The sequence below is a fragment of the Thalassospira sp. genome (assembly GCF_048059015.1).
Classification (GTDB): Bacteria; Pseudomonadota; Alphaproteobacteria; order Rhodospirillales; family Thalassospiraceae; genus Thalassospira.
The window spans coordinates 59,544-83,905 of sequence record NZ_JBLLNT010000021.1; the positions used below are offsets into that span (position 1 = coordinate 59,544).

Here is a 24,362-nt window from a genome sequence, read left to right on the forward strand (position 1 = left end):
TTTTCCAAAAGCCTTCGCTTCGCGGAAAATCAGGCTTGGTATTTTACTGGCACGGATGGGCTACGTGCGATGAAGAACGGATTGCGAAATTCTCCTTTGCCATAAAGGAATCGCGAGCCATCCATATTCTCGACCACCCCACCGGCCGCAGCCAGTACCGCATGACCCGCACCAATATCCCATTCCATGGTCGGGCCAAGACGCGGGTAAAGATCCGCTTCACCCGCCGCAACCAGACACAGCTTGAGCGAGCTACCCGCCGGGCGGAGTTCCTTGACCGCAAGATCGCCCAAGAACGCCTTCATGGCTTCGGGATCACCGTGGGATCGGGAGCCAACAACAACAACGCCGTCTTCTGGCATGTCGCGCACAGTGATGTCGGTGGTTTTGGGTTCAATAACACCTTCGATCAGTTTCGCGCCATCCGGGCCACCGTAATAAAGCTTGTCGATTGCCGGGGCATAGACAACGCCCAGAACCGGCTGGCCTTTGGAAATCAGGGCGACATTGACCGTGAACTCGCCATTGCGTTTGATGAATTCCTTGGTGCCATCCAGCGGATCAACCAGCCAGAAGAAATCGGTCTCGCCATTCACGTCAGGGACATCACCCTTGGCGGCACTTTCCTCGGACACGATTTTAACATCCGGGGTCAGGGCGCGAAGACCTGGCAGAATGACGGCCTCGGCGGCTTCGTCAGCTTCGGTGACCGGGCTTGCATCATCCTTGGAGCGGACTTCGAAATCGGTCTTGTAGATTTCCATCATCGCAGCACCAGCTTTGCGCGCGATCTCGATCAGTCCGTTTTCAAGCGCTTCTGCGCTGGCAGGCAGGGCAAGGGTCATTGCAATCTCATTTTCTTGGCGTGAATTCTTCGATGGATTGGGGATAGGGAATTTTCGCCCCAAGGTCCAGCCCGACGTCACATGCTTAGGTGTTTTAACCTATTTCCGGCCAAACCGTGCGGTCATGGCGGCTTTAACGCCGCTTAGCAAATCGCGTTCAAACTGCTCAATATCGACGATGACAGGCTTTTGGGACGGAGTTGGGGCAACGCCCGCGACAACACCGTTCGCACGCCATTCCATCATCAGGTTTTCCATCAGCTCAACCAGTGTGATGGCGCATGGAACGTGATCGGTCCGGATGCTTGCACCCCAGCTTTGGGCTGCTTCGCGCGTTGTGAAAAGCGGGCAGTGAAGGGCAGAGCTTTCGCCGCGATGAAGCAACCAGCCATTGTGATACAGGCCCCAAACACCTTCCCATTCGCAGACCGATTGAATGAAGCTTTGATAGCGCGTGGTATCTTGCGTGTCGGGCGATGCGATTGGATTGATCCTTTGGGTTTGTATGCCGATCAAGCGGACTGGCGTAGCTTGAACCGGTTGCGATAGCTTGCCGGTGGTGTTCCGGCGATATCGCGAAAGGCGATGCGAAATGTCTCAAGCGATTGAAACCCGCATTGCTCGGCAATATCGACAAGTGCCAGATCGGTTTCTTCAAGCAGTTTCATTGACCGGGTGATGCGTTCACGCCGCAACCATTTCAGTGGTGACAGGCCCGTTCCATCGCGGAACCGGCGCAGGAATGTGCGTTGGCTCAAACCCGACTGACGGGCAAGGTCGCTGATTTCAATCGGTTTGCCAAGGTTTTCGCGCGCCCAATCAAGGACCACGGCAATCGACTTGCCCGGTCGTTCCTGAATGGGGGCTTCGACATATTGCGCCTGCCCACCATCGCGATGGGGCGGCATGACAAGGCGCCTTGCGACCGTGTTGGCAACCTGTGCGCCATGGTCGGATCGAATGACGTGCAAGCAGGCATCTATTCCGGCACTACTGCCCGCAGAGGTAATAATGCCATCATGATCGACATAGAGCACATCATCGACAATCTCAGTATCGGGAAACATCGCCCGGAACTTATCAACATAGCGCCAATGGGTTGTTGCCCGGCCATTTTGCAATATCCCGGCATGGGCCAGAACAAACACGCCAGAGCAGATCGTTACAATCCGGCATCCGCGTACATGCGCCTTTTGAATGGCGGTAATCAAGGCCGGTTCGGGTATGGCATCCGCACCGCGCCAACCCGGAATGATGATGGTGTCAGCCGTTTCCATCAGTTCCATCCCGGCATCAACCGCGACAGAAAAGCCGCCCATGGCCCGAATATGCGGATCAATCCCGGCGATGGAGCATCGATACCACGGGAAATCAAATTCCGGGCGCGGCAGGGCAAAGGCCTCCAGCGCGATGCCAAACTCGAACGTGCATAAACCGTCATAAGCCAGAACAACAACGTGATGGCGATTGTCGGGGGTAGCGATGCTGGTCTGTTGGGGGCTTTGTGCCATCTGTGATCACTTTGGCGAAAAATTACTGAATAATGGCATTTTGGTCACTGTTGCAAAATCGGGCAAGGCCTAAAATCGGCGTCATCAATTCAACGGAGATAGAAGATGACCAGCCTGATTAATGAAGTACCAGCAGCCCCATCGCATATTGCGCGCGCACATTTCGACGCCTTGCTGGCGTTTGAAACCGATTGTTGGGACACGCATGCATCCCTGCAATCGGGTGCCGATGACTTCATCCTTCTCGATGTGCGATCGCCCGCTCTTTATGAAAGCGGTCATATCGAAGGTGCGCTGAACCTGCCGCATGGCAAGATGACTGAACGCCGCATGGCGGAATATCCGGCCGGCAAGACCTTTGTCGTCTATTGCGCCGGTCCGCATTGCAATGGGGCAAACAAGGCAGCCTGTCGCCTTTCAGCACTTGGTCTTCCGGTCAAGCTGATGATTGGCGGGATTACGGGCTGGATTGACGAGGGCTTTAGCCTCGTGACCGGCAAGGATTGAGTATGAAGCCCCGCCGTGGATCACATGCGGCGGGGTCTTTCCTATGATGAAAGAGTAGAATTCTTGGCAGGCGACGTTGTTGTAAGGCCGGTTAGGCCCAGAGATTTGGATGCTTTGATTGACCTGATTGCCGATCATGCGGCGTTTGAACGCTCAGAAGTGGATCGAAATCACCTGCGGGGAGCCTTGCCACAAAACATCTTTGGCGAGGTACCGCGTGCAGTCATTTTAGTTGCTGATTTGGACCATGATATTGTTGGATATCTGGCCGCCAGTATCGAGTTTTCGACGTGGCAGGCGGCAGAATATTTGCATATGGACTGTCTTTATCTGACACCAGAATGTCGGGGGCAAGGCGCCGGACGCATGCTGATGGACGCTGCTGTGCTATATGCGGATGAACGCGGTCTTGGCTGGATGGAATGGCAGACACCCGATTGGAATGCTTATGCCATCGGCTTTTATGAGCGTTTGGGCGCGGTGGCAAAATCCAAGGTTCGGTTTTCCCTGGCTGTTGAAGGCACCTCAGGCGCGGTTCCAGAACCCGCTTGTGGTGACGCTGGCGTTTGAAACACCGCGCGTGATGAACCGCTCAGTACGCATGGTATCGGACCAATGATCCATCGAAAGACCCGCCTTGCGCTTCAGGTGGGCAAGGAAGTCTGCCGGTTCCGGCAATTGATCCCAGACCTGGGGCAGGAACAATCCCCGACGATTGCCATCCGACAGGATGATGCCGTCTTCAAACGGGGTCAGTTTGCTGATCAAATCAGCTTCGCTTGTGAATGGAAAGGCATGCGGCGGGGAGAGGACCGAGATTGAAAGTTCAAGATCATCATTGACCTCATCCTTGCTCAGTCCCGGAAAACGCGGATCACGGAATGCGGCCTTGAAGGCGTTCTCACACAGATCATTGGCAAGATCGCGCTGGGCAATGATCGACCCGATGCAGCCGCGCAGTTGCCCGGCCTTTTTAAGCGTCACAAAGCACGCGCCAGGGGCCGCAAGTGCCGGGCCAAATTCATTGGGTGAAACATGTAATGGCGCACCATGGGCAAGACCATGCAAGATCGACTTGCGGCAAAGATCAAGCATCGCCGCACCATGATCCGTAATCAGTTGCTCTGTCGCTTTGGTGAAGTCGTTTTCTTCGCCTGATGTGCTTTTCATGGCCGCATCCTGTGCCTCGTAAATCGCCCAGGCACCATATCCGACCACTCGGGATTTATCCCCCGTAACATCGCCTGAATTACGCATGCCCAATGTCTTGATCGTCATGTTGCGATTGCGCGCCGAAATCAGCATTCCGGCAACAGGCAGCGCGCCACAGGCATCGTCACTGCCAATGCTTTCGGCATCGAACTGCTCAATCATGGTGCGCGTTCGGCTATCCATGCGCTTGGCGGTGTCATAATCATGGAAATGCGACAGATCCGATGAAATCACGATCAACGTTTCCGGGCCGCCCCACAGTTTTTCGATCACTTCATTGACCTGACGCGGGCTGCATCGGCTGACCAAAAGCGGGACGATGCCGATATCGGCGGTCTCGCCAAACAGGCGCTGGATAAAGGGAAGCTCAATTTCAAGCCCGTGTTCTTGCCTGTGCGCATCATCAAGGATTTGAACCTGCGGCAGGGCAAGAGCGGTTTGCAGGGCAGGCAAATCACAGCGCACATTACCAAGCGGGGTGGCAAAGCCATCTGCCTTGGCCAATGCAATCCCCTGAAACGCCATGCGATGGGCTGGGCCAACGATCAGAATGCGTTTAATCCGTTCTTTGAGTGCACGCACGGTGGCAAAGCCAAGGGCGGCCAAGCTTCCGGAAAACATCAAACCGGCATGGGGAACAATGATCGCCTTGGGTGTTGCCGTTTCCTGCATCACATCAGAATGCAGGGCCGCATCGATCAGCCCGTCAATCTCGCTTCGAAGAATGTCGGCATCGGCAGGATAGAAACTTCCGGCAACGGCAGGGGGGCGAATAATGCTCATTCATGTTCCAATCGCATGACTTCCTTTGAAAAAGATAGCGATCAGGACTAGATTTTCAAAGAGTAAGCTTCGCCAAAAGAAAGCCCGTTTGATGAACCAGACCACCCCGCAGGTCGATACGGTCCCCGGACGCTACTGGCACCATCTGGACGATGGGCGCATTCAGTGCGATGTCTGTCCGCGCTTTTGCAAGCTCAACGACGGGCAGAGGGGCTTGTGTTTTGTGCGCGCCCGCGAAGGTGATCAGATGGTTCTGACCACCTGGGGGCGGTCATCGGGCTTTTGCATTGATCCGATCGAGAAAAAGCCGCTGAACCACTTTTTGCCCGGTACGCCCATCCTGTCCTTTGGCACGGCGGGTTGTAATCTGACGTGTAAGTTCTGCCAGAATTACGAGATTTCCAAGGCGCGCCAGATGGACAAGCTTTCATCGCTCGCGACCCCGGAAATGATTGCCAAGACCGCCAAGGCACATGGTTGCTCGTCGGTCGCCTTTACCTATAACGATCCGGTGATATTCCTTGAATATGCGGTGGATGTCGCACAGGCATGTCGCGAAATGGGGCTGCGTACCGTGGCGGTGACAGCGGGCTACATTGGGGAAAAGGCGCGCGAGGAATTCTTTCGCCATATGGATGCGGCCAATGTTGATCTTAAGGGCTTTACCGACCGATTTTATCATCAGCTGTGCTCGGCCCATCTTGATGATGTGCTGGAGACGCTAAAATACCTCAAGCATGAAACAGGCGTTTGGTTTGAGCTGACCAATCTTGTCATTCCCGGTGAAAATGATGGCGATGCAGAGTTTGATGAAATGACCGGTTGGGTTCAGTCCGAACTTGGCGCAGATGTTCCTATGCATTTCACAGCCTTTCATCCCGACTGGAAAATGATGGATACGCCGCGCACACCCCCCGAAACGTTGCTGCGCGCACGCGATATCGCGATCAAAAACGGTATTCGATATCCCTATGTCGGCAATGTGCACGACAAGTCGGGTTCAAGCACCTATTGCCATGGCTGTGGCGATATCCTGATCGGGCGGGACTGGTATCAACTGTCTGACTGGAACCTTGATGCCCATGGGGCGTGCCGGAAATGCGGCACCCATTGTGGCGGCGTGTTTCAGGCAAAGCCCGGCACATGGGGCCCCAAACGCCAACCGGTACGCTTGAAGGCCGGAACCAAGTAATCAAAACCTATAAAATCTCAGGGACAAATCCACAGGAAGGACGTCATGGAAATCAAACGCGCGGGATCGCAGGCCTCAACCGTTGGGTCGCCGGAATATTTCACCGGGCAGGTCCGGATCGAACCGATTGTCAGTGCTGCTGACCCGGCACGGGTGGCCGCCGCAAACGTTACGTTTGAACCCGGTGCGCGCACCACATGGCATACACATCCACTGGGCCAGACCATTATCGTAACTGCCGGATTTGGCCGGGCACAGCGCGAAGGCGGCCCGATTGAGGAAATCCGCCCGGGTGATGTTGTCTGGTTTGAACCCGGTGAAAAGCATTGGCATGGGGCGGGTCCCGACACCGCGATGACCCATATCGCTATTCAGGAAAAGCTCAATGGGTCGCCGGTGGATTGGTTGGAGCCCGTGACGGATGCGGATTATCTCGGCCAATAATCGGGCCGCCCGACGTTTTTGCTGGTACTTGTCGGCGGCTTGGCTAAATTACCGCCGGTTTAAGACGCGTTCGGGAAAATCAGCATGGCCGGGATGAAAATTCGCAAAGCACGTATTGGCGATGTCGGGGCAATTTTTGCCATCCGAAGCCGCGTGCGCGAAAACCATCTTTCAGCATCCGAGCTGGCCGAACGCGGTGTCACCAAGGCCGCCTATGGCAAGTGGCTTTCAGATGGTTATGGCATCTGGATAGCCGATCTGGATGGATCAGCGGCGGGCTTTGCCATTGCCATCCCCAAGGAAGCAACGCTTTGGGCGTTGTTCGTTGATCCCGATTTTGAAGGACGCGGGGTTGGGGCTGCATTACTGCGTACGGCCGAGGAATGGCTGTTTGCTCAAGGATGTAATGACATCTCGCTGACCACCGGGGCAGATCCGGACAACCGCGCGCACGGCTTTTATGAAAGCCACGGCTGGCATTCCACCGGCGATGTCGAGAACGACGAGGTAGAATACATCAAATCCAACCCGTCGCTCTCGCTGTTTGATTTTGGCTGAGTGTTCGGTTTATTGCACCGGAATGCCGCGCGTTTTCTTTTGCGATGGGCCGAGCAATACCGGCGCATAACCAATCAAAAACGCCAGCCATCCGCCCAGCCACATCAGGGTCGCGATGGCGAGGATCGTGACATAGTGCTCGTTGCTTTGGCTGGCTGCGATCCGAAATACGGTTGAAAACCAGATCAGGCCGAAGGCGGCATTCAGCATCATGCTTGAGCGGACCTCGCGCCCCGTATGGCCAAGGGCAGCGCGCCCGGCAATGGCAATGATCATGCAAGCCATCGCCCCGCCGGTCAGGGCATGGAGCGCATCACGACTGCTGATCATATCGGGCCAAAGGACCGATAGGCCTAGCAATCCCAAACCCATCGGCACCCAGAAATAGCCCAGATGGAGCATCGCAACGATCGGTTCGCGCCAGCTATAGATCCCGCGCCAACGGATCAGGCGCACACTATGCAGCGCACTTGCAAGAAATAGCGCATAGCCAAGGGTGGAGGAGGCCGGGGCAACAAGCCCGCCAATTATGCAAAGGGCAATGCTTGCCAAACAGGCCATGTCAAACCGGTCAAACATGGCGGGCATGGGGGCTGCAATCTGTTCGCGGGTCATCCAGTTGCGTGTAAAGGCGGGAATGACGCGTCCGCCAATCAGGGCGATCAGCAAAATGATCGTCAGTATCGCTGTTTGATAAAGCATCATCGGATCAAGGCTGATCACATCAAGGCAGGATGCGACAAACAGCCCGTCAAAAAGCGCAATCACGGAAATGACCGCGATCACCCGCATATTCTTGAAATTGCGCGCAGCAATCAGTTCTCGTGCCGCCAAGGCGATCAGGAAGACGAAATAGAACAATGCCCCGGTGATTGCGGCAAAAGCAGGCAGGCTTTCCGCAAAACCGATCGCGAACCGCCCCAAAAGCCACGAGCATGTTAGCATCATTAACATTGTGCCGTTGATCGATGGGCGTCCTGTCCAATTGGCAATCGCGGTCAAAAGGAAGCCCCCAATTGCAGCCCCGCCAAAACCAAAGATCATTTCATGGGCGTGCCAGTAGGACGGCGTGCCAAGGCTGGGCACTGCGATGCCGTGGACAAAACCCGCGACCCACCAGACGACGGCAATAATCGCAAGCATACCGGCCAAAAGGAATAATGGGCGGAACGCGCCACTCCAGAACGGGTGGGGTTGGGCACTTGGTTCGGTGATCATGATCGGGGCTGGTTGGGCGGACAAGGTGGCCTCCTGCAAACGGGGATGGGCCATCTTATCGATGTTTGCCATCGTGTCTTTGACGTTGCGCAATTTGGCAGCAAAGCCATTGATCAGGCCAACGCATTGCTTTTGCGTGAAATCCCGCAGCTTTTTCGATGATAAGCCTTTTCAAGCGCGGATATCACGCTAGATTAGGGGCAGTATTTTTCAGACACAGTATGAAAACTGTGCGCCCCGAAACATGACAGGAGTCCTGTTCACCATGAAGATCACGTTTTCCGATCTCGCCATTCCCTCCAGCGGTGCCGTTATTGCCTTTGCGACCGAGGGTGCCGATCTGATGCCAAGTGCGGTTGCACTTGATGAAGCAACAGGTGGTTCGATCACCAAGGCGATCAAGGCGTCGACCTTCAAGGGTAAAGCAGGCCAGAGCCTTCAGATCCTTGCACCGGCAAATGTCGATCTGTCGCGCGTGATCATTTTCGGGATTGGCAAGGAAGCCGAATTTGACGTGATCGCAGCCCAGAAACTTGGCGGTTCGGTAACGGCCCGTGCACTTGCCACCGGTGAGAAAGAGCTTTCTGTTCTGTTTGACATGGAAGGCATGGCATGTGATTTCGCAACCGGTGCGATGCTGCGCGATTATCGGTTCGATAAATACCGCACGACCGAAACCAAGGACGATAAACCGGTCCTTAAGGGCCTGAGCGTTTGCGCCCGTGATCACAAGGACGCCAAGAAACAGTTCGACAGTGCCAAAAAGGTCGTCGAAGGCGTGTTCTTCACCCGCGATCTGGTGTCTGAACCGGCAAACGTTCTCTATCCGGAAAGCTTCGCCAAGGAAGTCTCCGCCCTCGAAAAACTTGGTGTCGAGATCGACATCCTTGATGAAAAGGAAATGAAAAAGCTTGGCATGGGCGCGCTTTTGGGCGTTGCCATGGGCTCGGCGCGCAAGCCTGCCATGGTCATCATGCGCTGGAACGGTGGTAAGAAAAAAGACACTCCGATTGCCTTTGTTGGCAAGGGTGTGACCTTTGATACCGGCGGTATCTCGCTTAAGCCTGCGGGCGGCATGGAAGACATGAAGTGGGATATGGGCGGTGCCGGTGTGGTATCGGGCCTGATGAAGGCATTGGCTGGTCGTAAGGCGAAATGCAACGTTGTTGCGGTTCTTGGCCTTGTTGAAAATATGCCTTCTTCGACCGCACAGCGTCCGGGTGACGTTGTGACTTCCATGTCGGGGCAGACGATTGAAGTCATCAATACCGACGCGGAAGGCCGCCTTGTTCTGTGTGATGCGCTGACCTATGTGCAGGAAAAATACGATCCGCGTTTGATTGTTGACCTGGCGACCCTGACGGGTGCTGTCATCATCGCCCTTGGTCATGAAAATGCTGGTCTGTTTTCCAACAATGACGATCTGGCAGCCCAGATCACCACAGCTGGTCTTGCTGTTGACGAGGGCGTCTGGCGTTTGCCGCTGTCGCCTGCTTATGACAAGCAGCTGAAATCTGACATTGCGGATATGAAAAACGTTGGTGGTCGCCCGGCAGGTTCAATCACCGCGGCCCAGTTCCTCAAACGCTTTATCACCAAGGATCGTCCGTGGGCGCATCTTGATATCGCCGCCATGGCATGGTCGACCGCGGACAAGGAAGTTGTTCCCAAAGGTGGTACCGGTTTCGGCGTGCGTCTGCTCGATCGCTTTGTTGCTGATAACTACGAGTTCTGATTTCAGGGCGAATATCTGATTTAATGGCGGGGCAGGGTGATGATCATCTTGCCCCGTTTTTGCTTTCGCGATACTGAATTGGCTTATGGCTGACATCTGGTTTTACCATCTCACCAGCTTGCCGCTGGAACGCGCATTGCCGACCCTGCTGTCCAAAACCTTGGAGCGGGAAAAGCGTGCTGTGGTCATGACCGGAAATGAACAGCGCATTGAAGCGATTAACACGCTGCTTTGGACCTATGAGCCTGCAAGCTGGCTTCCACATGGTTCCAAGGCCGATGGCGATCCGGAACTTCAACCCGTCTGGCTGACATCCGAGGATGAAAATCCCAACGGGGCCCAGTTCCTGTTTCTGACTGACCGCGCCATGAGCGATAAGGTCGCTGATTACGAACGCGTCATCATGCTGTTTGATGACCGTGACTATGATGCGGTTTCCGAGGCGCGCACGCGCTGGAAAGACTGGAAAGAAGCCGGTCACAAGCTGTCCTATTGGCAGCAAACCCCGCAAGGGTCGTGGGAGAAAAAGGCCGAAAGCTAATCGCAATCGGCCTTTGGTTCTCAAACTTCCTTGGTCAACAAGATCCAGTTTTTACCAGGATTTTCCCAGCCGTCCTTGATCATCGTGCGCGTTGCGCGAACCTGATATCCCAAACGTTCATAAAGACGCACAGCACCGGGATTGCCATCAGATGCAATAATGCTGACGGTGTGTTTACCGGCATCGCGCGCGTGCTGTTCAGCTGCGCGGACCAAAACTGATCCAAGGCCGAGATTGCGAAACGGCGGAAATACTGCAAGGACATTGATGTACCAACTGCCTGGTGCAAGGCCTTCCAGTTCAAGGATTGGCACAAACATCGCAGGTGTTTCTGCTGGATCGACCGGGTCAATTGTGTCGGGCTGAGCATAGGCTGTGATGGCCCCCATGATCTGGTCTTCACCAACAGCAACGTATGTGTTGCGATAGGAAAAGCCGCCTTCTTCGCGTTGGGCGCGACGTCGGCCGACATCCCAGACGGTTTCATCGCCTTCGATCATGCTTTCCCAAAGATAAACCGGAAAGCCTTCACCCGCGAGGTTGATCAGTTTGGCCATGGCATCCGCATCGTTTGGCGTGGCCGCGCGAATATCAATCTCGACAGCCGCTTGTTCCGCGTTCGGCGCGTGGGGTGCTTTTGTCTGTATATTCATTGCTCGTGTCCCAGTGTGTGTTGTTTGTATAGATCGTTGTGCGAAGGTGTGTCAGCGCATGCTTTGCCATGGCGCCAACATGGCGATGGTCGGTCCCGCAGCAGCCGCCAATGACCGCCAGATTGGGCAAAAGGCCGGCAAGATCACGGTAAAGCTGACCCAGTTCATCCGGGTTGCCGTCATCAAGATGTTCGCAGGCATCAAGCTCTGCATGGCTTTGGCGTGATGCATTGGCGCGAACGCCGCAAATCCGCTTTTTCCATGCACCGTCTTCTTCCAGTCGGTTGCGGAAATGATCCGGATGGGCGCAATTGATCATGTAATAGGCTGGATAATTGCTGGTCTGGGCATCGACCATTTCAATCGCGTCGCGGAGCATCTCGCCACTCGGCAAGTTGCCATCTGTTTCGACGGTAAACGAAATGACGCACGGGATATCGATATCCCGGCAGGCAAGGGCAATGCCGATTGCTTCTTCGGGATAATTGATCGTCACAACCGAAACCATGTCCACGCCCGATTTGGCAAATGTCATGATTTGAACCGCGTGATAGGCCCGTGCCTGATTAACTGTCATACGTTCGGAGGGAACATAACCATCGCCGCGCGGGCCGATATTGCCGCTGATCAGGCATGGTGTTGTGTCTGACTGATACTGGTCGCGCAAATTTGCCATCAGCATGATGGCCTTGCGGTTCAGTTCAGCCAGTTCATCCTCGTCATAGCCAAGTTTTTGCGCCCAATCGCGGTTGGCGCGCCATGTCGGGCTTTCAAGAATGAACCCCGCCTTGGCCTCAGTCGCAAGTTTAAGGTAGCGCTCATAATAAGCGCTGATATGTGCGCAACCTTCCGGCGTTTTCAAAAGGTCAAAGGACGCAAAATGCGGCAGATCGATGCCGTCATGAAAAATCAGTGTGGTTTCAAGACCGCCATCGGTGATGAATTTTACCTTTCCGTGTGGGGAAAGGAGTGGGTTGCGTGTGCTCATTGATCCAAATTTCAGTTTTAGATTTCAAATTTTCTACCGCGGGGGTATGTAAACGCGGGTTGGAAATCTCGCTCTGATTGGGGTTGTGTTTCTAGTGGGCACACGGTCGAGTTTCGAAGATTTTCAAAGGTCTATTTAATTCAAATGGTTACGATGAGTTTGGTGTCTTGCGGCGCGGCCATTTCGGCCTTTGGCGACGCAAAACTGTACCGTCGGTAGGGTAAGTGATGGCTGAGATGGAAAAACTGACAATTACCAACACGTTTGGTGGGCCCAAACGCAAAGGCGAACGCACGCGCGAACGGATTATGGAAATTGCGTCACAATCCATCCTCGAAAAGGGTTTTGGTGCCACCTCGATCGAGGAAGTGATCTGCGAAGCAGGCCTGACCAAAAGCGGGTTTTTCTATCACTTCCGGGACAAGAACGAGCTCGCCCGTGCGTTGCTGGAACGCTATATCGAACAGGATGACGAAATCCTGGACCAGGTCTTTGATCGCGCGCGCGAACTGATTGATGATCCGCTTCACCAGATGCTTGCAGCCCTTAAGATGCTGGCGGAAGTTCTCGAAGATTTGCCAAACGGTCATCCCGGATGCATCGTTGCTGTCTATTGCTATCAGGAACGTTTGTTTGATCAGGAAGTCCGCGATTTGAACCGTCATGCGGTTTTGGCGTGGCGCACGCGGTTCCGCGCGGCACTTGATGATATCGCGCGGCAATATCAGACGACAGAGCCGGTTGATCTGGAAGAAGTGGCAGACATGATTTCGACCGTATTGGAGGGCGGGATCGTGATGTCAAAGGCGCTGAATGAGCCGCACAAACTTGCCGATCAGGTCATGTTATTGCGTAGTTTCATCAAGTTGCTGTTCACCCGGCAATCCAACTGAAATTAAACACGAAAATTGTGTTGTATATTTCGCAATCATAAAAGCCATGCGTAAAATGCATGCTCATTCCCATTGAAGAATGACGATGGGTCAGATACATATTGGATATCGAACGCGCCGATTTGCTCCTCAGCTTGCGGGCGCGATAAAAATGCGGCTAAAGCGAGAGGGCGTATATGCTCCGTATGTACGACCGCCTCGGTTACGCCGCGGCGGTTTTTTTGTATCTACGGAAAGGTTGGGGTCCATGATCCGGCTCTCGAACGTCCAGAAGACTTATCCAGCGCGGCGTGGCAGCGCAGAACATACAGCATTGCGCGGTATCGATCTTGATATTGCAGCAGGCGAAATTGTTGGCGTCATTGGCCGTTCCGGCGCCGGTAAGTCGACGCTTATCCGCTGTATCAACCTGCTTGAAGTTCCGACATCGGGTTCCGTGACCGTTGATGGCACTGATGTCACCAAACTTTCCAAACGCGATCTGCCGCTGTTTCGTCGTCAGCTAGGCATGGTGTTCCAGCATTTCAATCTGCTGTCATCGCGCACGGTTTATGACAATATTGCGCTTCCGCTTGAACTTGCCGGTGCGTCCAAGGCCGAGATCGCCAATGCGGTCGATCCGCTTTTGCCGCTTGTCGGGCTTGAAGAAAAGCGTGATCGTTACCCGGCGGAATTGTCCGGTGGTCAGAAGCAGCGCGTTGGCATTGCGCGCGCCCTGTCATCAAGCCCCAAGGTCTTGCTGTGCGACGAAGTAACGTCCGCCCTTGATCCGGAAACCACCCGTCAGATCCTTAATCTGCTCAAAGACATCAACAAGCGTCTTGGCCTGACCATGGTTGTGATCACCCATGAAATGGCGGTGGTCAAAGCATTGTGTGACCGCGTTGCGGTGATGGATGGTGGCGTGATCGTCGAAGAAGGTGCCGTTGATGGCATTTTTGCCAATCCGGTTCACGACACGACCAAATCGCTTTTGGCAGATGAGTTTATTGAATTTCGCGCCGGTCAAAACGCCGGGCAGGAGGGCTAAGTCATGATTTCAACTCTTGCTCCGATCCTTTTGCAGGCGACGTTTGAAACCCTTTACATGGTCGTTGTGTCGCTCAGCATTGCGACCGCCTTTGGCCTTCCGCTTGGTGTGCTTCTGGCGACGTCTGGCCGTGGCGAGCTGTTTGAAGCCATGTGGTTCCAACGCGTGTTTGGCCCGCTGGTCAATGCGACCCGTTCGGTGCCGTTCATCATTCTGGCGGTGGCGATCATTCCGTTTACTCGTCTGATCGTCGGCACCTCAATCGGCACGTCGGCTGCGATCGTGCCGCTGACCGTGGCGGCCATCCCGTTTATCGCGCGCATCATCGAAGGTGCCATTCGCGAAGTTGATGGCGGGCTTATTGAAGCGGCCCAAGCCATGGGCGCACGCCCGGTTCAGGTTGTGACCAAGGTTCTTCTGCCTGAAGCATTACCGGGCATCATTCATGGCCTGACCCTGACGGCGGTTACCCTGATTGGCTATTCGGCGATGGTTGGTGCGGTCGGTGCCGGTGGTCTTGGTGACCTTGGCATTCGCTATGGCTATCAGCGGTTCCGCCCTGATGTGATGGCGGCAGTTGTGATCACGTTGATCGTTGTTGTGCAGGCAGTCCAGAGCCTTGGCGACTGGATGGCGCGCAAGGCTGATAAACGAAATATCTGATTTTTATCGAACCAAGTTCTTCGAATTTCGCCCATTCGAATTTCGAATTCCCGCAAAATCCAAAAGCAAAGAAGGAGCTTTAAAATGCGGTTTCTGCTTAAATTGACGGCTGCGGCTGTTCTGGCATCGGCCCTGACGGGTCAGGCACTTGCCAACGAAAAAATCAAAATCGGCGTCACCCCGGGTGCCCATGAAGAAGTCATGGAAGAAGTGGTCAAGGTCGCGGCGACCAAGGGTCTTGATATCGAAATCGTCAGCTTCTCGGATTACGTCATTCCGAACCAGGCGCTTGATGATGGCGATCTGCAGGCGAACAGCTTCCAGCACAAGCCGTATCTGGACAACCAGATCCGTGATCGTGGCTATGACCTTGCTGTTGTCGGTTACAACATTCTGACGCCGATGGGCATCTATTCCGACAAGATCAAAAGCCTTGATGAACTTAAAGACGGTGCGGAAATCGGTATCCCGAACGATCCGACCAACGGTGGTCGTGCGCTTCTGGTGCTGCAAGCACATGGCCTGATCAAGGTTGATCCGGCTGCTGGTCTGGTTGTCAGCCCGCTTGATATCATCGAAAACCCGAAAAGCATCAGCTTTGTTGAACTCGATGCAGCACAGCTTCCGCGTTCGCTTGCCGATCTTGATGCATCTGCGATCAACACCAACTACGCGCTTGAAGCTGGTCTGAACCCGATCAAGGATTCGATCGCGATTGAAGGCAATGACAGCCCGTATGCCAACGTGATCGTTACCCGCACCCAGGACAAGGATGCGGCTTGGGTCAAAACCCTTGTTGAAGCTTATCACGATGATTCCATTCGTGAATTCATCGAAACCAAATACGAAGGTTCGGTTCTTCCGGTCTTCAAGATCACTGAATAATCAGCTCGATTAATCAGCAACAAAGTCAAACGCCCGCAAGCCAGATGGTTTGCGGGCGTTTTGCATTTTGGCGCTACGGCCATTGGGTTTAATTTAAGCTGATCATGCCCTGCCAGGCGGTCAGCAGTGCGACGCCAATAAACAGCATTCCTGCCGCCCGCCCGATATATATCGTTGCCGTCGGATTACCTGTAATCAGGTTGCGACTGGTGCCTGCCGCCAAGGCAAGCGCGCCATAAACGGCTAATTGAACCGCTGCTGTCATGATCCCCATTATAAGGGCCTGCGACCACAATGGCCCATAGTGCGGGCGAATGAATTGCGGGTAGACGGCAAAGATAAACAGATAGGCCTTGGGGTTCAGCATGCAGGTGATCATGCCCTGGCGAAACGCGACCCAAAGCGATGTTTCGCGTGCGGCCCGGATTGCACCAACCGTGATGGCACTTCGGATCAGGGTGATACCAATCCAGATCATGTAAGCAGCACCGACAAACAGCATGACATTCAAAAGCCATGGGGCAATGGCAAGAAGGGCACTGATGCCAATCGCGCCAAGAAGTGTGTGATAAACACCGCCCAGCATGATGCCAGCGGTTGCCGATAATCCGGCGCGTTTACCGCCGGTCAGGGAATTGGCAATGACAAAAAACATGTCCATGCCAGGTACGATAATGATGCCCGAAAGCAGGATGAAAAAGAGCCAAAGGTTTTCGATATAGGTCATGGGGCGCGGTCTCGTTTGGTAAATGTCAGGTGGCTGGCGACACGTTACCAACTGCCTCCTGACAGGAGTTTGTCAGCAGAAATGACGCAGGAAAAATTGACGAACAATTCAAGCAGAATGTTGTGGTTTGGATACTGCTTGGCGGCGGGACGAGCCGCGAAAATCTGACGACTATTGCCTGTGGCAAGGGGCACGTTTTTGTGCGCTGCCCTTGTAGGATGTAGAATTTAGAATCATTACAATGTATGAAATGGAATTTAATCACTGATCTAACTGATAAAATTGAGATTTCACACGTCGTTTTCTTGAGAAACTTCTCAATCGGCGTATGATGAAATCCATCCCTACGGGTAGGGCCTTGGCTGTTTGGCTAGGACAGTGGCTTGACTGCAAGAATAAATATCCGTGAACGTAATCAAGGGCAGTACGCTGATGATCAAGTTCGGACATATCAAATCGTTTTTGGTGTGCTTTGCACCACTTAGTGCGGTTTTCCTGTCAATCGTCGGATTTCTGGCGTGGGAAGGAAGCACCGCACGCGAGAAAGCGATTTCAGATGACCGGCGCTTTGCGTTGGAAAAATCGGTTTCGGTTTTGCGCGAACGCATTGATGTGGTGGTGTCCGACCTTCTTATACTCTCGGAAAGTCGGCAGTTTGAAGCGATCCTTGAAGGACGGTCTTCTTACGAACAGCTGGCCGAGGAATACGCGATCTTTTCACTTCGGCGCAGCGTTTATGACCAGGTCCGTTTCCTGGATAACGAAGGCATGGAAGTTGTTCGCGTCAATTACGGCAGTGGCATCCCCTTTGCAGTTCCGGGCCGTGATTTGCAATCCAAGGCGGGACGCGCTTATTTCGAGCTGGCCAACAAAGCGGCACGCGGCACAATCTATATCTCCGGCATTGATCTGAACGAAGAGTTCGGTCAGATCGAAAAGCCGATCAAACCGGTCATTCGTCTGTCGGCCCCGGTATTTGATCGTTTCGGCGAGCGGCATGGCGTTGTCGTTTTGAACCTCCGCGCAGCCCCGATCCTGAATGAAGTCACCAACTCATTGGCACTTGATGGTGCGCGTCCATTCGTTCTGGATTTTGAAGGCAACTGGATCATGGGTGGCCGGGATGGTGATAACTGGGCGATGGAGCTTTCCGATACCCCGGTGGTTCTCGGCGATCGTTTTCCCAAGGCGTGGGAAAATATGCAGCTTGGCCTGCAAAGCTTCCGCACCGATAGCGGCTATTACAGTGTGCAGCGTCTTGATGTCTCTGATCTGATGCTGTCGCGCAATGCGAACCGGTCATTGTCGATCATATTTGGTGAACAGGAAGGGCATGACAGCCGCCTTAGCCTCTATGTCGGCACGCGTTTGCCCAACGAGGTTCTAAGTGCGCTTCTTTGGCCGGAACGTGGCACCCTGATCACGGTATCTGCTGCCTTTATCTTTTTGATCACGATTGGCAGTGCGGCCTATGCCTGGACACGTCAACGTCAGATCGTTGCAAGCTTTGATGCGCGTCTGTCTGAACAGGTTCTGCGCGCATCGAAAAACAGTGTGGTGGTCGCCGATGAAGCTGGCACGATCCTGAAGGTCAATCCGGGCTTTACCGCAATGACCGGCTATTTGCCCAATGAAGCGATTGGCAAGCCCCTGTCGTTCCTGCGGGCCGAGCGTGACAATAGCCAACAGCTTGATGAAATCCTGATGGGCGCACGTGCTAATGGCATCTGGGAAGGTGAAGTTCGCAACCGTCGCAAAAGCGGTGATTTCTTCTATTCCAATGTCGTGATCAGTGCGATCACCGATCCCAACAGTGCCGAAGTCAATTTTGTCGAGATGGGGCTCGATATCTCGCGCCATATGGAAAACGCACAGGAACTTTGGCGTCAGGCCAACCATGATGCTCTGACCGGACTTCCCAACCGTTTGCTGTTTGAAGACCGCCTTGAAGTTGCCTGTGGCCATGCCGAAAACGAAGGCCATTCCATCGCCCTTCTTTATATCGATCTTGATGGCTTCAAGCCGGTCAATGATCGCTATGGCCATGAAGTCGGCGATCAGGTGCTGCGGAAAGTTGGCGAGCGGATCAAAAACACCGTCCGCCAAGGCGACACGGTGGCCCGTCTTGGCGGCGATGAATTTGCCGTTATTGCCGATGATGTAAATGGTCGGGATGAAGCCGAATGGGTCGCGCAGAAAGTTGCCGCATCCGTTCAGCGACCGATGGAAATCGGATCACTTAGCATATCGGTTGGCGCAAGTGTCGGCATTGCCGTCTTCCCGCAAGACAGCCGCGAAACGGTCGCGTTGCTGGGCCTTGCCGATGAAAAAATGTATCAGCAAAAACGCATCCGAAAGGGTGGCGACAACATACTCGCAAGTTCATCGCGATAATCTGATGTCGATCTGAAACGCACAAAGACAGCCCCTTGTGGCTGTCTTTTTTATGACGGTAAGGCGTCAAATCACGCGGGTGATCTAGACCTCTTCAAACAGGACCTGATCGGCATCGAGATCCTGTTTGTTTGTATCTTCGATGATCACGCCAAATGTCCATGGATCGCCATTGCTGAAATCTACATACAGGTCATCACCGGTCTGGGTCGTGTGTTCAAGAAAACTGTCAAAATCCGTAATGCCGGATCGTTCTTGAAGCTCAGACGTCAGAAGCACGAAATCCCGGTCATAAGTATTGGCATCCCCGGTTTCAAAACCCACTACGCGGTCGCGGCTTGACGCTTCTGCATCGAAAACAAAGGTATCATTGCCGATGTTACCTTCAAGCCAGTCATTGCCAGCGCCGCCAGACAAAAGATTGTCGCTGAAAACCGGATCACCAACCGGACCGGCACGCAGCGTATCGTGCCCATCGCCACCATAAAGCGAGACGTCATACCATTCGCCGGTGAGCGTATCATTGCCGGCTTCGCCATGGATGTTGTCGCCGACAATGAAGTCATCACCATCACGGCCATAGATCGTATCGTTTCCGCCTTTGCCGATCAGGTGGTTGTCTTGATCGTCGCCGATGATCAGATCGCCTTGATTGCTGCCATCAACATTTTCGATACTGATGAAATGGTCGCCGGTGCGCCCAAGGCCGGTTTCAAGGTTGATGACCGGTTGTGGTCCGTATTCTCCATAAGGGGCGTCATTTCCCCATCCGGCGATGTAACTGATGGTGTCTGACCCTTCACCGCCGTCAAAGATATGTGTGCGATCCTCGGAAAAGTCGGTGCTGCCTGCGGCAGAGAATTTATCATCCCCGCCTTGCCCGTGCATGACGTCGCCGCTATCTGTGCCGTTGAAGTTTTGGAAGAAGGTGTTGGCGCTATCATCGCCGATCAGCACGTCGCCATAGTTGGAACCACGAATATCTTCGATATTGCTGTATCGATCACCCTGGGCATCGCCACCCAAGCCAATACCGGTCTCGAGATTGACGTATACGCCTTCGTTTGATGGGCATTGGGTGAAGCCAAAGGTGATTTCATCGCGACCGGGCCCGCCGTCTATAATATCAGCGCCCGATCCGCCGTTGAGTTCGTCATTTCCAGCGCCACCGAAAAGGACATCGTTTCCGGCGCTGCCATTGATGTCGTCGTGCCCGTCACCGCCATCAAGCGTGTCATCACCAAAACCCAACTCAAACATATGGTCGTCGCCGCCAAGCGCGTGGACATAATCGTTGCCTGCACGTCCATAAATTCTGTCGGCTTGTTCTGTTCCCGTGATCTCGTCGTCGCCGTCCGTTCCATAGATGTTATCAACCATGCCAGTCTCCTGCATGAAGTGCCTTACCCCGGCAGGTCCAAGGCTGCGGGTGAAATTCGACAACTTCATGGCAGGAGGAAAAGGCGCAAAGACGCAACTTGATAAACCAGAAAGATCGCCCTGCCGATGGGCAGGGCAGTCTTCACGAGATTGCGCTTTTTCTTAGACGGTGCGCGATAACGGTCTTGATGGTTATGGCGTGCAAAACGTCAGATTAGTGGCAGCATCCGGCTTTTGTTGGGCTGTCTTCATACTGGTCATGCAGTTTGACCCAATCCATCGTGCCATTTTCGTTGCGACCAAACGGGGTGAGATCAAGAAATGCATGTGCCCCGATCAGCGCATCGCCCCCACGGCTGTAAGATGAATAGGTATGGAAAATCTCGTCCGTATCGGGATCGCGATAAAACACGCTGATGCCGTGCAGATCCTCCATCTTGCCGCTATAGGGCGCGAAGTTATAGGTTGTCTTGCCCGACGCGACATCTTCGGGGCGGAAGGAAGCGTCAAAATCGTAATTGAAATCGCTTCCATGAGACGACACCCACGGGAAATGCCAGTTCATCCTGTCCCGGAAGGGCAGAAATTCGGCCAGTGGCGCGCGTGATACCACCATCAGCGTCACGTCATGATGACGCAGATGCAAATTGGCACCGTCGAAATGATCTGCAAGGAACGAACAGCCGTCGCAGCCTTCTTTCCAGCCTGGGCCGAACATGAAGTGATAGACGATCATTTGGCTTCGACCATCAAACAGATCGCCAAGTGACTTTTGCCCGTCGGGGGTGTCGAAAAGATATTCCTTATCAACCTTGACCCAGGGCAGGGCGCGGCGTTCTTCGCACAAACGATCCCAGGCGCGCATGTGCTCGTTTTCGCGTTTGAGATGCGCTTTACGGGCATCAAGCCATTCCGCACGGTCGACGACATTGGGGCGGGTCATATGGTTTCTCCCTGATTGTTGGTGACGGTTGGTGTTTCGCTGTGTGTCGTGTCCCAGACATGACGATGCAGGGACCAGTCGATTGCGGTCCATCCACGTTCGTTCATCCAGTCGGGACCGGGGCGTTCGGCCGTGATTTCTGCGCCGAACCATTTTGCCAAGCGGGCGATGCGGTTGTTCCCGCTTGCGGTATCGCCAATGATCGTCACGAGATCCAGTTCGCGAAAGCCATAGGCGATCATAACGGTGGTTGCCTCAAGTGCTGCACGGTACCGGCCCCAATGGGCAGGTGCCAGTTCGATGCCGAACGTGGCGCTATCGACAGGTTTTTCGCGACATCTCAGGCCGGTGCACCCGATGAGTTCGCCTGTCGTCCGGTCAAATATCCCGATCTGGAAATTGCGGCGCGGGGATGCTTGCTGCCAATCAAGAAAGCGGTCGAACAGCGCGTTGCTGCGGTCACGTGTCTCCTGGGTATCGGCATGGTCATACAGCGCGCGGTAACGTTCATCCATCTGATAGGCGACGAAATCCGCACGTTCGGTTTCGGTGAAGTCGCGAAGAACGAACCGTTTGCCGTGCAACAGGACAGGAAATTCAGGATTGCGCATGCTGATCTTCCTTTCCTATTCAACACGTCCGGCGGCACAGGCCGCTGGTTGTAGTGTCGGGTCAATGACGGTATCTCCGTCCGGGTCATTATCGGACCCCTCGGCGGGATCGCAGGTGGCATTGCGCAAGACCATCACCGTTCCAATTGCCGACAGGATCATCAGGATCGTGCAAATGATAGAAATCACCTGCAATCCGTCGGAAAAGGCGTTGCGCGCCAATAGTAAAACGTCATGTCCTATACCCGATGGTGCATTTCCCAACGCATGAACGGCCCCGCCCAGTGTGCTGCGCAGGGCGTCGATGGCCTCAGCTGTCAGGTTCGTCGGAACATTGGCGTTAATCATGGCATCACGATAAATCGCTGTGCCGACACTGCCTAAAACGGCGATGCCCAATGCCCCGCCAAGCTCGGCACTGGTTTCGGACATGGCGGCGGCCGATCCGGTCCGATCCGTCGGGGCGGCGGTTACTACCATATCAGTACAGATCATCGCGACGGGCGTAATGCCCAGTGAAAAGATCGCAGCACCACTCGCAAGAAGGTAAAGCGATGCGGCAGACCCGGGCAGGGACAATAACCCAAAACCGAAAGCCGTCAGGATAAGCGCGCTCGTCATAACCGTGCCGGGGCGGAAACGTCCAAGCAACACCGGCGCCCCCAGCGATCCGATAATGCCCGAGACAGTTGCAGGTAACATTGCCATGCCAGCCTGAATGGGCGACAGGCCGATGACCAATTGCAGGGATTGGGACAAAAACATGAAATATGCCATGCCGACAAAAATCGCCGCTGTTTGGATAACAATCGGAACCGAAATTGTGCGGCGATACAGCAGACCGAGATCAAGCAATGGATCGGCAAGTTTGCGCTGGCGACGGACGAAAATCCACGCGCCGAAAAGACCGGCTATGATTGCACCAATCGCATCACCACCAAATCCATAGGCGGCAAGGATCTTGATCCCGTAGATGATCGCCAGAATGGAAACGAGCGAAAGTGCTGCACTGAATAGATCAATCCGACCGAATTTTTCAGCCTTGTGTTCGGGAAGCAAGATCGGCGCGACAATCAACAGAACGGCCATAACAGGCACGTTCAGCAGGAAGACAGCCCCCCACCAGAAGTAACTGAGTACGAGCCCACCCAAAAGTGGTCCGGCCGCAGTCCCGACCATAAAGGTCGTCATCCATGCCGCAATGGCAAAGGAACGTTCCTTTTTATTGTGAAACATGTTGCGGATCAGCGACAGGGTGGATGGCATCAGGGTTGCGCCTGCAACGCCCAGCACACCACGGGCAAAGATCAGCATTTCTGAAGTATTGGCGAATGCGGCCAAAACCGATGCAGCACCAAAGCAACCGGCACCGATCATCAGTAATTTACGGCGACCAATCCGATCCCCCAGCGTACCCATGGTGATGAGTGATCCGGCGATGAAAAAGCCATAGATATCAACAATCCATAGCAATTGGTCGCTGGTCGGGTTCAGGCTTGCCGTCAGATGGGGCACGGCAAGATGCAGAACGGTCATGTCCATGGCAATCAGCAGGCAAGGCAAAGCCAATACCAGAAGACCAATCCACTCCTTGCGCGTGGCTTTGCCGTCTATGGGGGCGGTATCGGGATGTGTCGGGGCGCTCATTTCTGTTTCCTGTATTTTCCTGGTGGCGTCGGTGGCACGACGGATGTTTGTCAATTTCTATGGATCGTGGCTTAGCCATTTTTGAATGATCCATATAAGTCGGTATGAGGTAGTTTCGGAACTCAACCGTAATTGAGGTCAAAGGTGTTATGCTTGCGGGTGGCAATATGCTTCGAGTTTGTCGAGCGTACTGTTCCAGCCACTTTCGTGTCCGTCGCGGGCTGCCTGATCGAAGAATTGTTCATGATGCAGGACGAGGATGGTGGCCTGTCCTGTTTCCTCGCTGGTGTTATCTGGCTTTAGCGTCAATGTGACATGTGACTTGCGTTCGGGCATGGTGATCCATTGCCAGCTGAACGATAACAAGCGGTTGGTTTCAACCGCATCATAGGTGCCGCTGACATCATGGACTTCCCCGTCCGGCTCCGGCTCCTTGAAGCGAATGCGGAACGTACCGCCAACCTGCGCATCAACTTTTGCGTCAATGACCGTGCAATCCCCCGGTCCCCACCATCGCGCAAGTTTTTCTGCATCGGTCCAGGCGGCAAAAACTTTGGCTGGTGGGGCGGCCATGCGGCGGCGGATGGTCAGGCTTGGTTTTTGCACGTCCATCATGCTTCCTTTTCTTCGTCTTCGACAAAGGCGGCAAGCCGATCAAGACCTTCGATCCAGAAACGTTGGTACCGGGCCAACCATTCCATGGCATGCGCCATCTTTTCGGGCTGCAGCTGCACATTGACCGTGCGTCCGATTTTATGTCGGCGGATTAATCCGGCGTCGGACAAAACAGTCAGATGTTTCATCACCGCAGGCAACGACACATCAAAGGGTTGTGCCAGTTCGCTGACCGATAACCCGTTTTTATCTTCTTCCAGCCGTGCCAGAAGTGCGCGACGGGTAGGGTCGGCAAGGGCTGCGAAGATGTTGTTCAGTTCGGTGTCTTGATACTTAACCATGGAGTTAAGTATTGAAGGAAAAATTTCGTGGAGTTCAATCATCGGT

General features: G+C 54.1%; 25 protein-coding genes, 1 pseudogene and 1 riboswitch. Of the genes and pseudogenes, 12 read left to right on the top strand and 14 right to left on the bottom strand.

What is annotated here, in order from left to right; translation table 11 throughout:
• Positions 1-29 precede the first annotated feature (29 nt).
• The 3 genes from cysQ to ftrA form a co-directional block, all read right to left on the bottom strand.
• Entirely contained in the window at positions 30-845 is an 816-nt protein-coding gene (gene cysQ / locus ACMZ66_RS21395; protein WP_416940445.1) for a 3'(2'),5'-bisphosphate nucleotidase CysQ, read from the bottom strand.
• 99 nt (positions 846-944) lie between these two features.
• The gene (locus tag ACMZ66_RS21400; RefSeq protein WP_416940447.1) at positions 945-1,361 is read right to left on the bottom strand and encodes a DUF2750 domain-containing protein; all 417 of its coding nucleotides are present in this window, start codon (positions 1,359-1,361) and stop codon (positions 945-947) included.
• Complete coding sequence (ftrA, locus tag ACMZ66_RS21405; protein ID WP_416940449.1) at positions 1,358-2,356, bottom strand: transcriptional regulator FtrA; 999 nt, start codon at positions 2,354-2,356, stop codon at positions 1,358-1,360. Before ftrA ends, ACMZ66_RS21400 begins: the two co-directional genes overlap by 4 nt.
• Positions 2,357-2,461: 105 nt before the next feature.
• Between ftrA and ACMZ66_RS21410 the strand changes: the two genes are divergently transcribed.
• The gene (locus ACMZ66_RS21410) at positions 2,462-2,863 is read left to right on the top strand and encodes a rhodanese-like domain-containing protein (RefSeq protein ID WP_416940451.1); all 402 of its coding nucleotides are present in this window, start codon (positions 2,462-2,464) and stop codon (positions 2,861-2,863) included.
• A 24-nt stretch (positions 2,864-2,887) separates the two neighbouring features.
• A complete protein-coding gene (locus ACMZ66_RS21415; RefSeq protein ID WP_416940495.1) occupies positions 2,888-3,433 on the top strand; it encodes a GNAT family N-acetyltransferase in 546 nt (181 codons plus the stop codon).
• On the opposite strand, the gene amrB is transcribed toward ACMZ66_RS21415, so the two are convergent.
• The gene (amrB, locus tag ACMZ66_RS21420; RefSeq protein ID WP_416940452.1) at positions 3,389-4,858 is read right to left on the bottom strand and encodes an AmmeMemoRadiSam system protein B; all 1,470 of its coding nucleotides are present in this window, start codon (positions 4,856-4,858) and stop codon (positions 3,389-3,391) included. The genes ACMZ66_RS21415 and amrB overlap by 45 nt on opposite strands.
• A 91-nt stretch (positions 4,859-4,949) precedes the next feature.
• Between amrB and amrS the strand changes: the two genes are divergently transcribed.
• From amrS to ACMZ66_RS21435, 3 genes are all read left to right on the top strand, one after another.
• Entirely contained in the window at positions 4,950-6,050 is a 1,101-nt protein-coding gene (gene amrS / locus ACMZ66_RS21425) for an AmmeMemoRadiSam system radical SAM enzyme (protein WP_416940454.1), read from the top strand.
• A 45-nt stretch (positions 6,051-6,095) separates the two neighbouring features.
• Positions 6,096-6,494, top strand: coding sequence for a cupin domain-containing protein (locus ACMZ66_RS21430; protein WP_416940456.1), 399 nt, complete (start codon positions 6,096-6,098; stop codon positions 6,492-6,494).
• Positions 6,495-6,578: 84 nt separating this feature from the next.
• The gene (locus ACMZ66_RS21435; RefSeq protein WP_416940458.1) at positions 6,579-7,052 is read left to right on the top strand and encodes a GNAT family N-acetyltransferase; all 474 of its coding nucleotides are present in this window, start codon (positions 6,579-6,581) and stop codon (positions 7,050-7,052) included.
• Between the two features lie 9 nt (positions 7,053-7,061).
• On the opposite strand, the gene ACMZ66_RS21440 is transcribed toward ACMZ66_RS21435, so the two are convergent.
• Complete coding sequence (locus tag ACMZ66_RS21440) at positions 7,062-8,294, bottom strand: NnrS family protein (RefSeq protein ID WP_416940460.1); 1,233 nt, start codon at positions 8,292-8,294, stop codon at positions 7,062-7,064.
• Positions 8,295-8,535: 241 nt separating this feature from the next.
• Here ACMZ66_RS21440 and ACMZ66_RS21445 point away from each other — a divergent pair, with 241 nt between their 5' ends.
• Complete coding sequence (locus ACMZ66_RS21445; protein ID WP_416940462.1) at positions 8,536-10,005, top strand: leucyl aminopeptidase; 1,470 nt, start codon at positions 8,536-8,538, stop codon at positions 10,003-10,005.
• 85 nt (positions 10,006-10,090) lie between these two features.
• Positions 10,091-10,546 carry a DNA polymerase III subunit chi gene (locus ACMZ66_RS21450; RefSeq protein WP_416940464.1) on the top strand — a complete coding sequence of 152 codons (456 nt, stop codon included), beginning with the start codon at positions 10,091-10,093 and terminating at the stop codon, positions 10,544-10,546.
• A 20-nt stretch (positions 10,547-10,566) separates the two neighbouring features.
• Here the strand turns inward: ACMZ66_RS21450 and ACMZ66_RS21455 are convergent, their stop codons facing one another.
• Positions 10,567-11,199: a GNAT family N-acetyltransferase gene (locus ACMZ66_RS21455; protein ID WP_416940466.1), complete on the bottom strand. Its 633-nt coding sequence runs from the start codon at positions 11,197-11,199 to the stop codon at positions 10,567-10,569.
• Entirely contained in the window at positions 11,138-12,187 is a 1,050-nt protein-coding gene (locus ACMZ66_RS21460) for a homocysteine S-methyltransferase family protein (protein WP_416940468.1), read from the bottom strand. Before ACMZ66_RS21460 ends, ACMZ66_RS21455 begins: the two co-directional genes overlap by 62 nt.
• Positions 12,188-12,414: 227 nt before the next feature.
• Here ACMZ66_RS21460 and ACMZ66_RS21465 point away from each other — a divergent pair, with 227 nt between their 5' ends.
• The 4 genes and pseudogenes from ACMZ66_RS21465 to ACMZ66_RS21480 all read left to right on the top strand — a co-directional run bounded on the left by ACMZ66_RS21465 (position 12,415) and on the right by ACMZ66_RS21480 (position 15,658).
• Complete coding sequence (locus ACMZ66_RS21465; RefSeq protein WP_416940470.1) at positions 12,415-13,080, top strand: TetR/AcrR family transcriptional regulator; 666 nt, start codon at positions 12,415-12,417, stop codon at positions 13,078-13,080.
• Between the two features lie 104 nt (positions 13,081-13,184).
• Positions 13,185-13,262, top strand: a riboswitch (SAM riboswitch).
• A 65-nt stretch (positions 13,263-13,327) separates the two neighbouring features.
• Positions 13,328-14,056 (top strand): annotated as a pseudogene (locus ACMZ66_RS21470) (methionine ABC transporter ATP-binding protein); the annotation flags it as partial.
• 57 nt (positions 14,057-14,113) lie between these two features.
• On the top strand, positions 14,114-14,773 hold the full coding sequence (locus ACMZ66_RS21475) for a methionine ABC transporter permease (protein WP_416940472.1): 660 nt from the start codon (positions 14,114-14,116) through the stop codon (positions 14,771-14,773).
• A gap of 84 nt (positions 14,774-14,857) precedes the next feature.
• Positions 14,858-15,658, top strand: a complete 801-nt coding sequence (locus ACMZ66_RS21480) for a MetQ/NlpA family ABC transporter substrate-binding protein (RefSeq protein WP_416940474.1) — start codon at positions 14,858-14,860, stop codon at positions 15,656-15,658.
• 88 nt (positions 15,659-15,746) lie between these two features.
• Here ACMZ66_RS21480 and ACMZ66_RS21485 read toward each other — a convergent pair whose 3' ends face one another.
• Entirely contained in the window at positions 15,747-16,385 is a 639-nt protein-coding gene (locus tag ACMZ66_RS21485) for a LysE family translocator (RefSeq protein WP_416940476.1), read from the bottom strand.
• A 405-nt stretch (positions 16,386-16,790) separates the two neighbouring features.
• On the opposite strand from ACMZ66_RS21485, the gene ACMZ66_RS21490 reads away from it, so the two are divergent.
• Positions 16,791-18,779, top strand: coding sequence for a diguanylate cyclase domain-containing protein (locus ACMZ66_RS21490; protein WP_416940478.1), 1,989 nt, complete (start codon positions 16,791-16,793; stop codon positions 18,777-18,779).
• Positions 18,780-18,863: 84 nt separating this feature from the next.
• Here the strand turns inward: ACMZ66_RS21490 and ACMZ66_RS21495 are convergent, their stop codons facing one another.
• The 6 genes from ACMZ66_RS21495 to ACMZ66_RS21520 form a co-directional block, all read right to left on the bottom strand.
• On the bottom strand, positions 18,864-20,159 hold the full coding sequence (locus ACMZ66_RS21495; RefSeq protein WP_416940480.1) for a calcium-binding protein: 1,296 nt from the start codon (positions 20,157-20,159) through the stop codon (positions 18,864-18,866).
• 214 nt (positions 20,160-20,373) lie between these two features.
• Positions 20,374-21,102 carry a DUF899 domain-containing protein gene (locus ACMZ66_RS21500; RefSeq protein ID WP_416940482.1) on the bottom strand — a complete coding sequence of 243 codons (729 nt, stop codon included), beginning with the start codon at positions 21,100-21,102 and terminating at the stop codon, positions 20,374-20,376.
• Positions 21,099-21,713 (bottom strand): GNAT family N-acetyltransferase, encoded by a 615-nt coding sequence (locus ACMZ66_RS21505; protein WP_416940484.1) that lies wholly within the window; start codon positions 21,711-21,713, stop codon positions 21,099-21,101. The genes ACMZ66_RS21500 and ACMZ66_RS21505 overlap by 4 nt, the downstream gene beginning before the upstream one ends.
• A gap of 15 nt (positions 21,714-21,728) precedes the next feature.
• Positions 21,729-23,360: an MFS transporter gene (locus ACMZ66_RS21510; protein WP_416940486.1), complete on the bottom strand. Its 1,632-nt coding sequence runs from the start codon at positions 23,358-23,360 to the stop codon at positions 21,729-21,731.
• Between the two features lie 147 nt (positions 23,361-23,507).
• Positions 23,508-23,975, bottom strand: coding sequence for an SRPBCC family protein (locus tag ACMZ66_RS21515; RefSeq protein WP_416940488.1), 468 nt, complete (start codon positions 23,973-23,975; stop codon positions 23,508-23,510).
• Positions 23,972-24,362: ArsR/SmtB family transcription factor (locus tag ACMZ66_RS21520; protein ID WP_416940490.1), on the bottom strand; the 391-nt coding region annotated here is incomplete at its 5' end. The genes ACMZ66_RS21515 and ACMZ66_RS21520, both read right to left, overlap by 4 nt.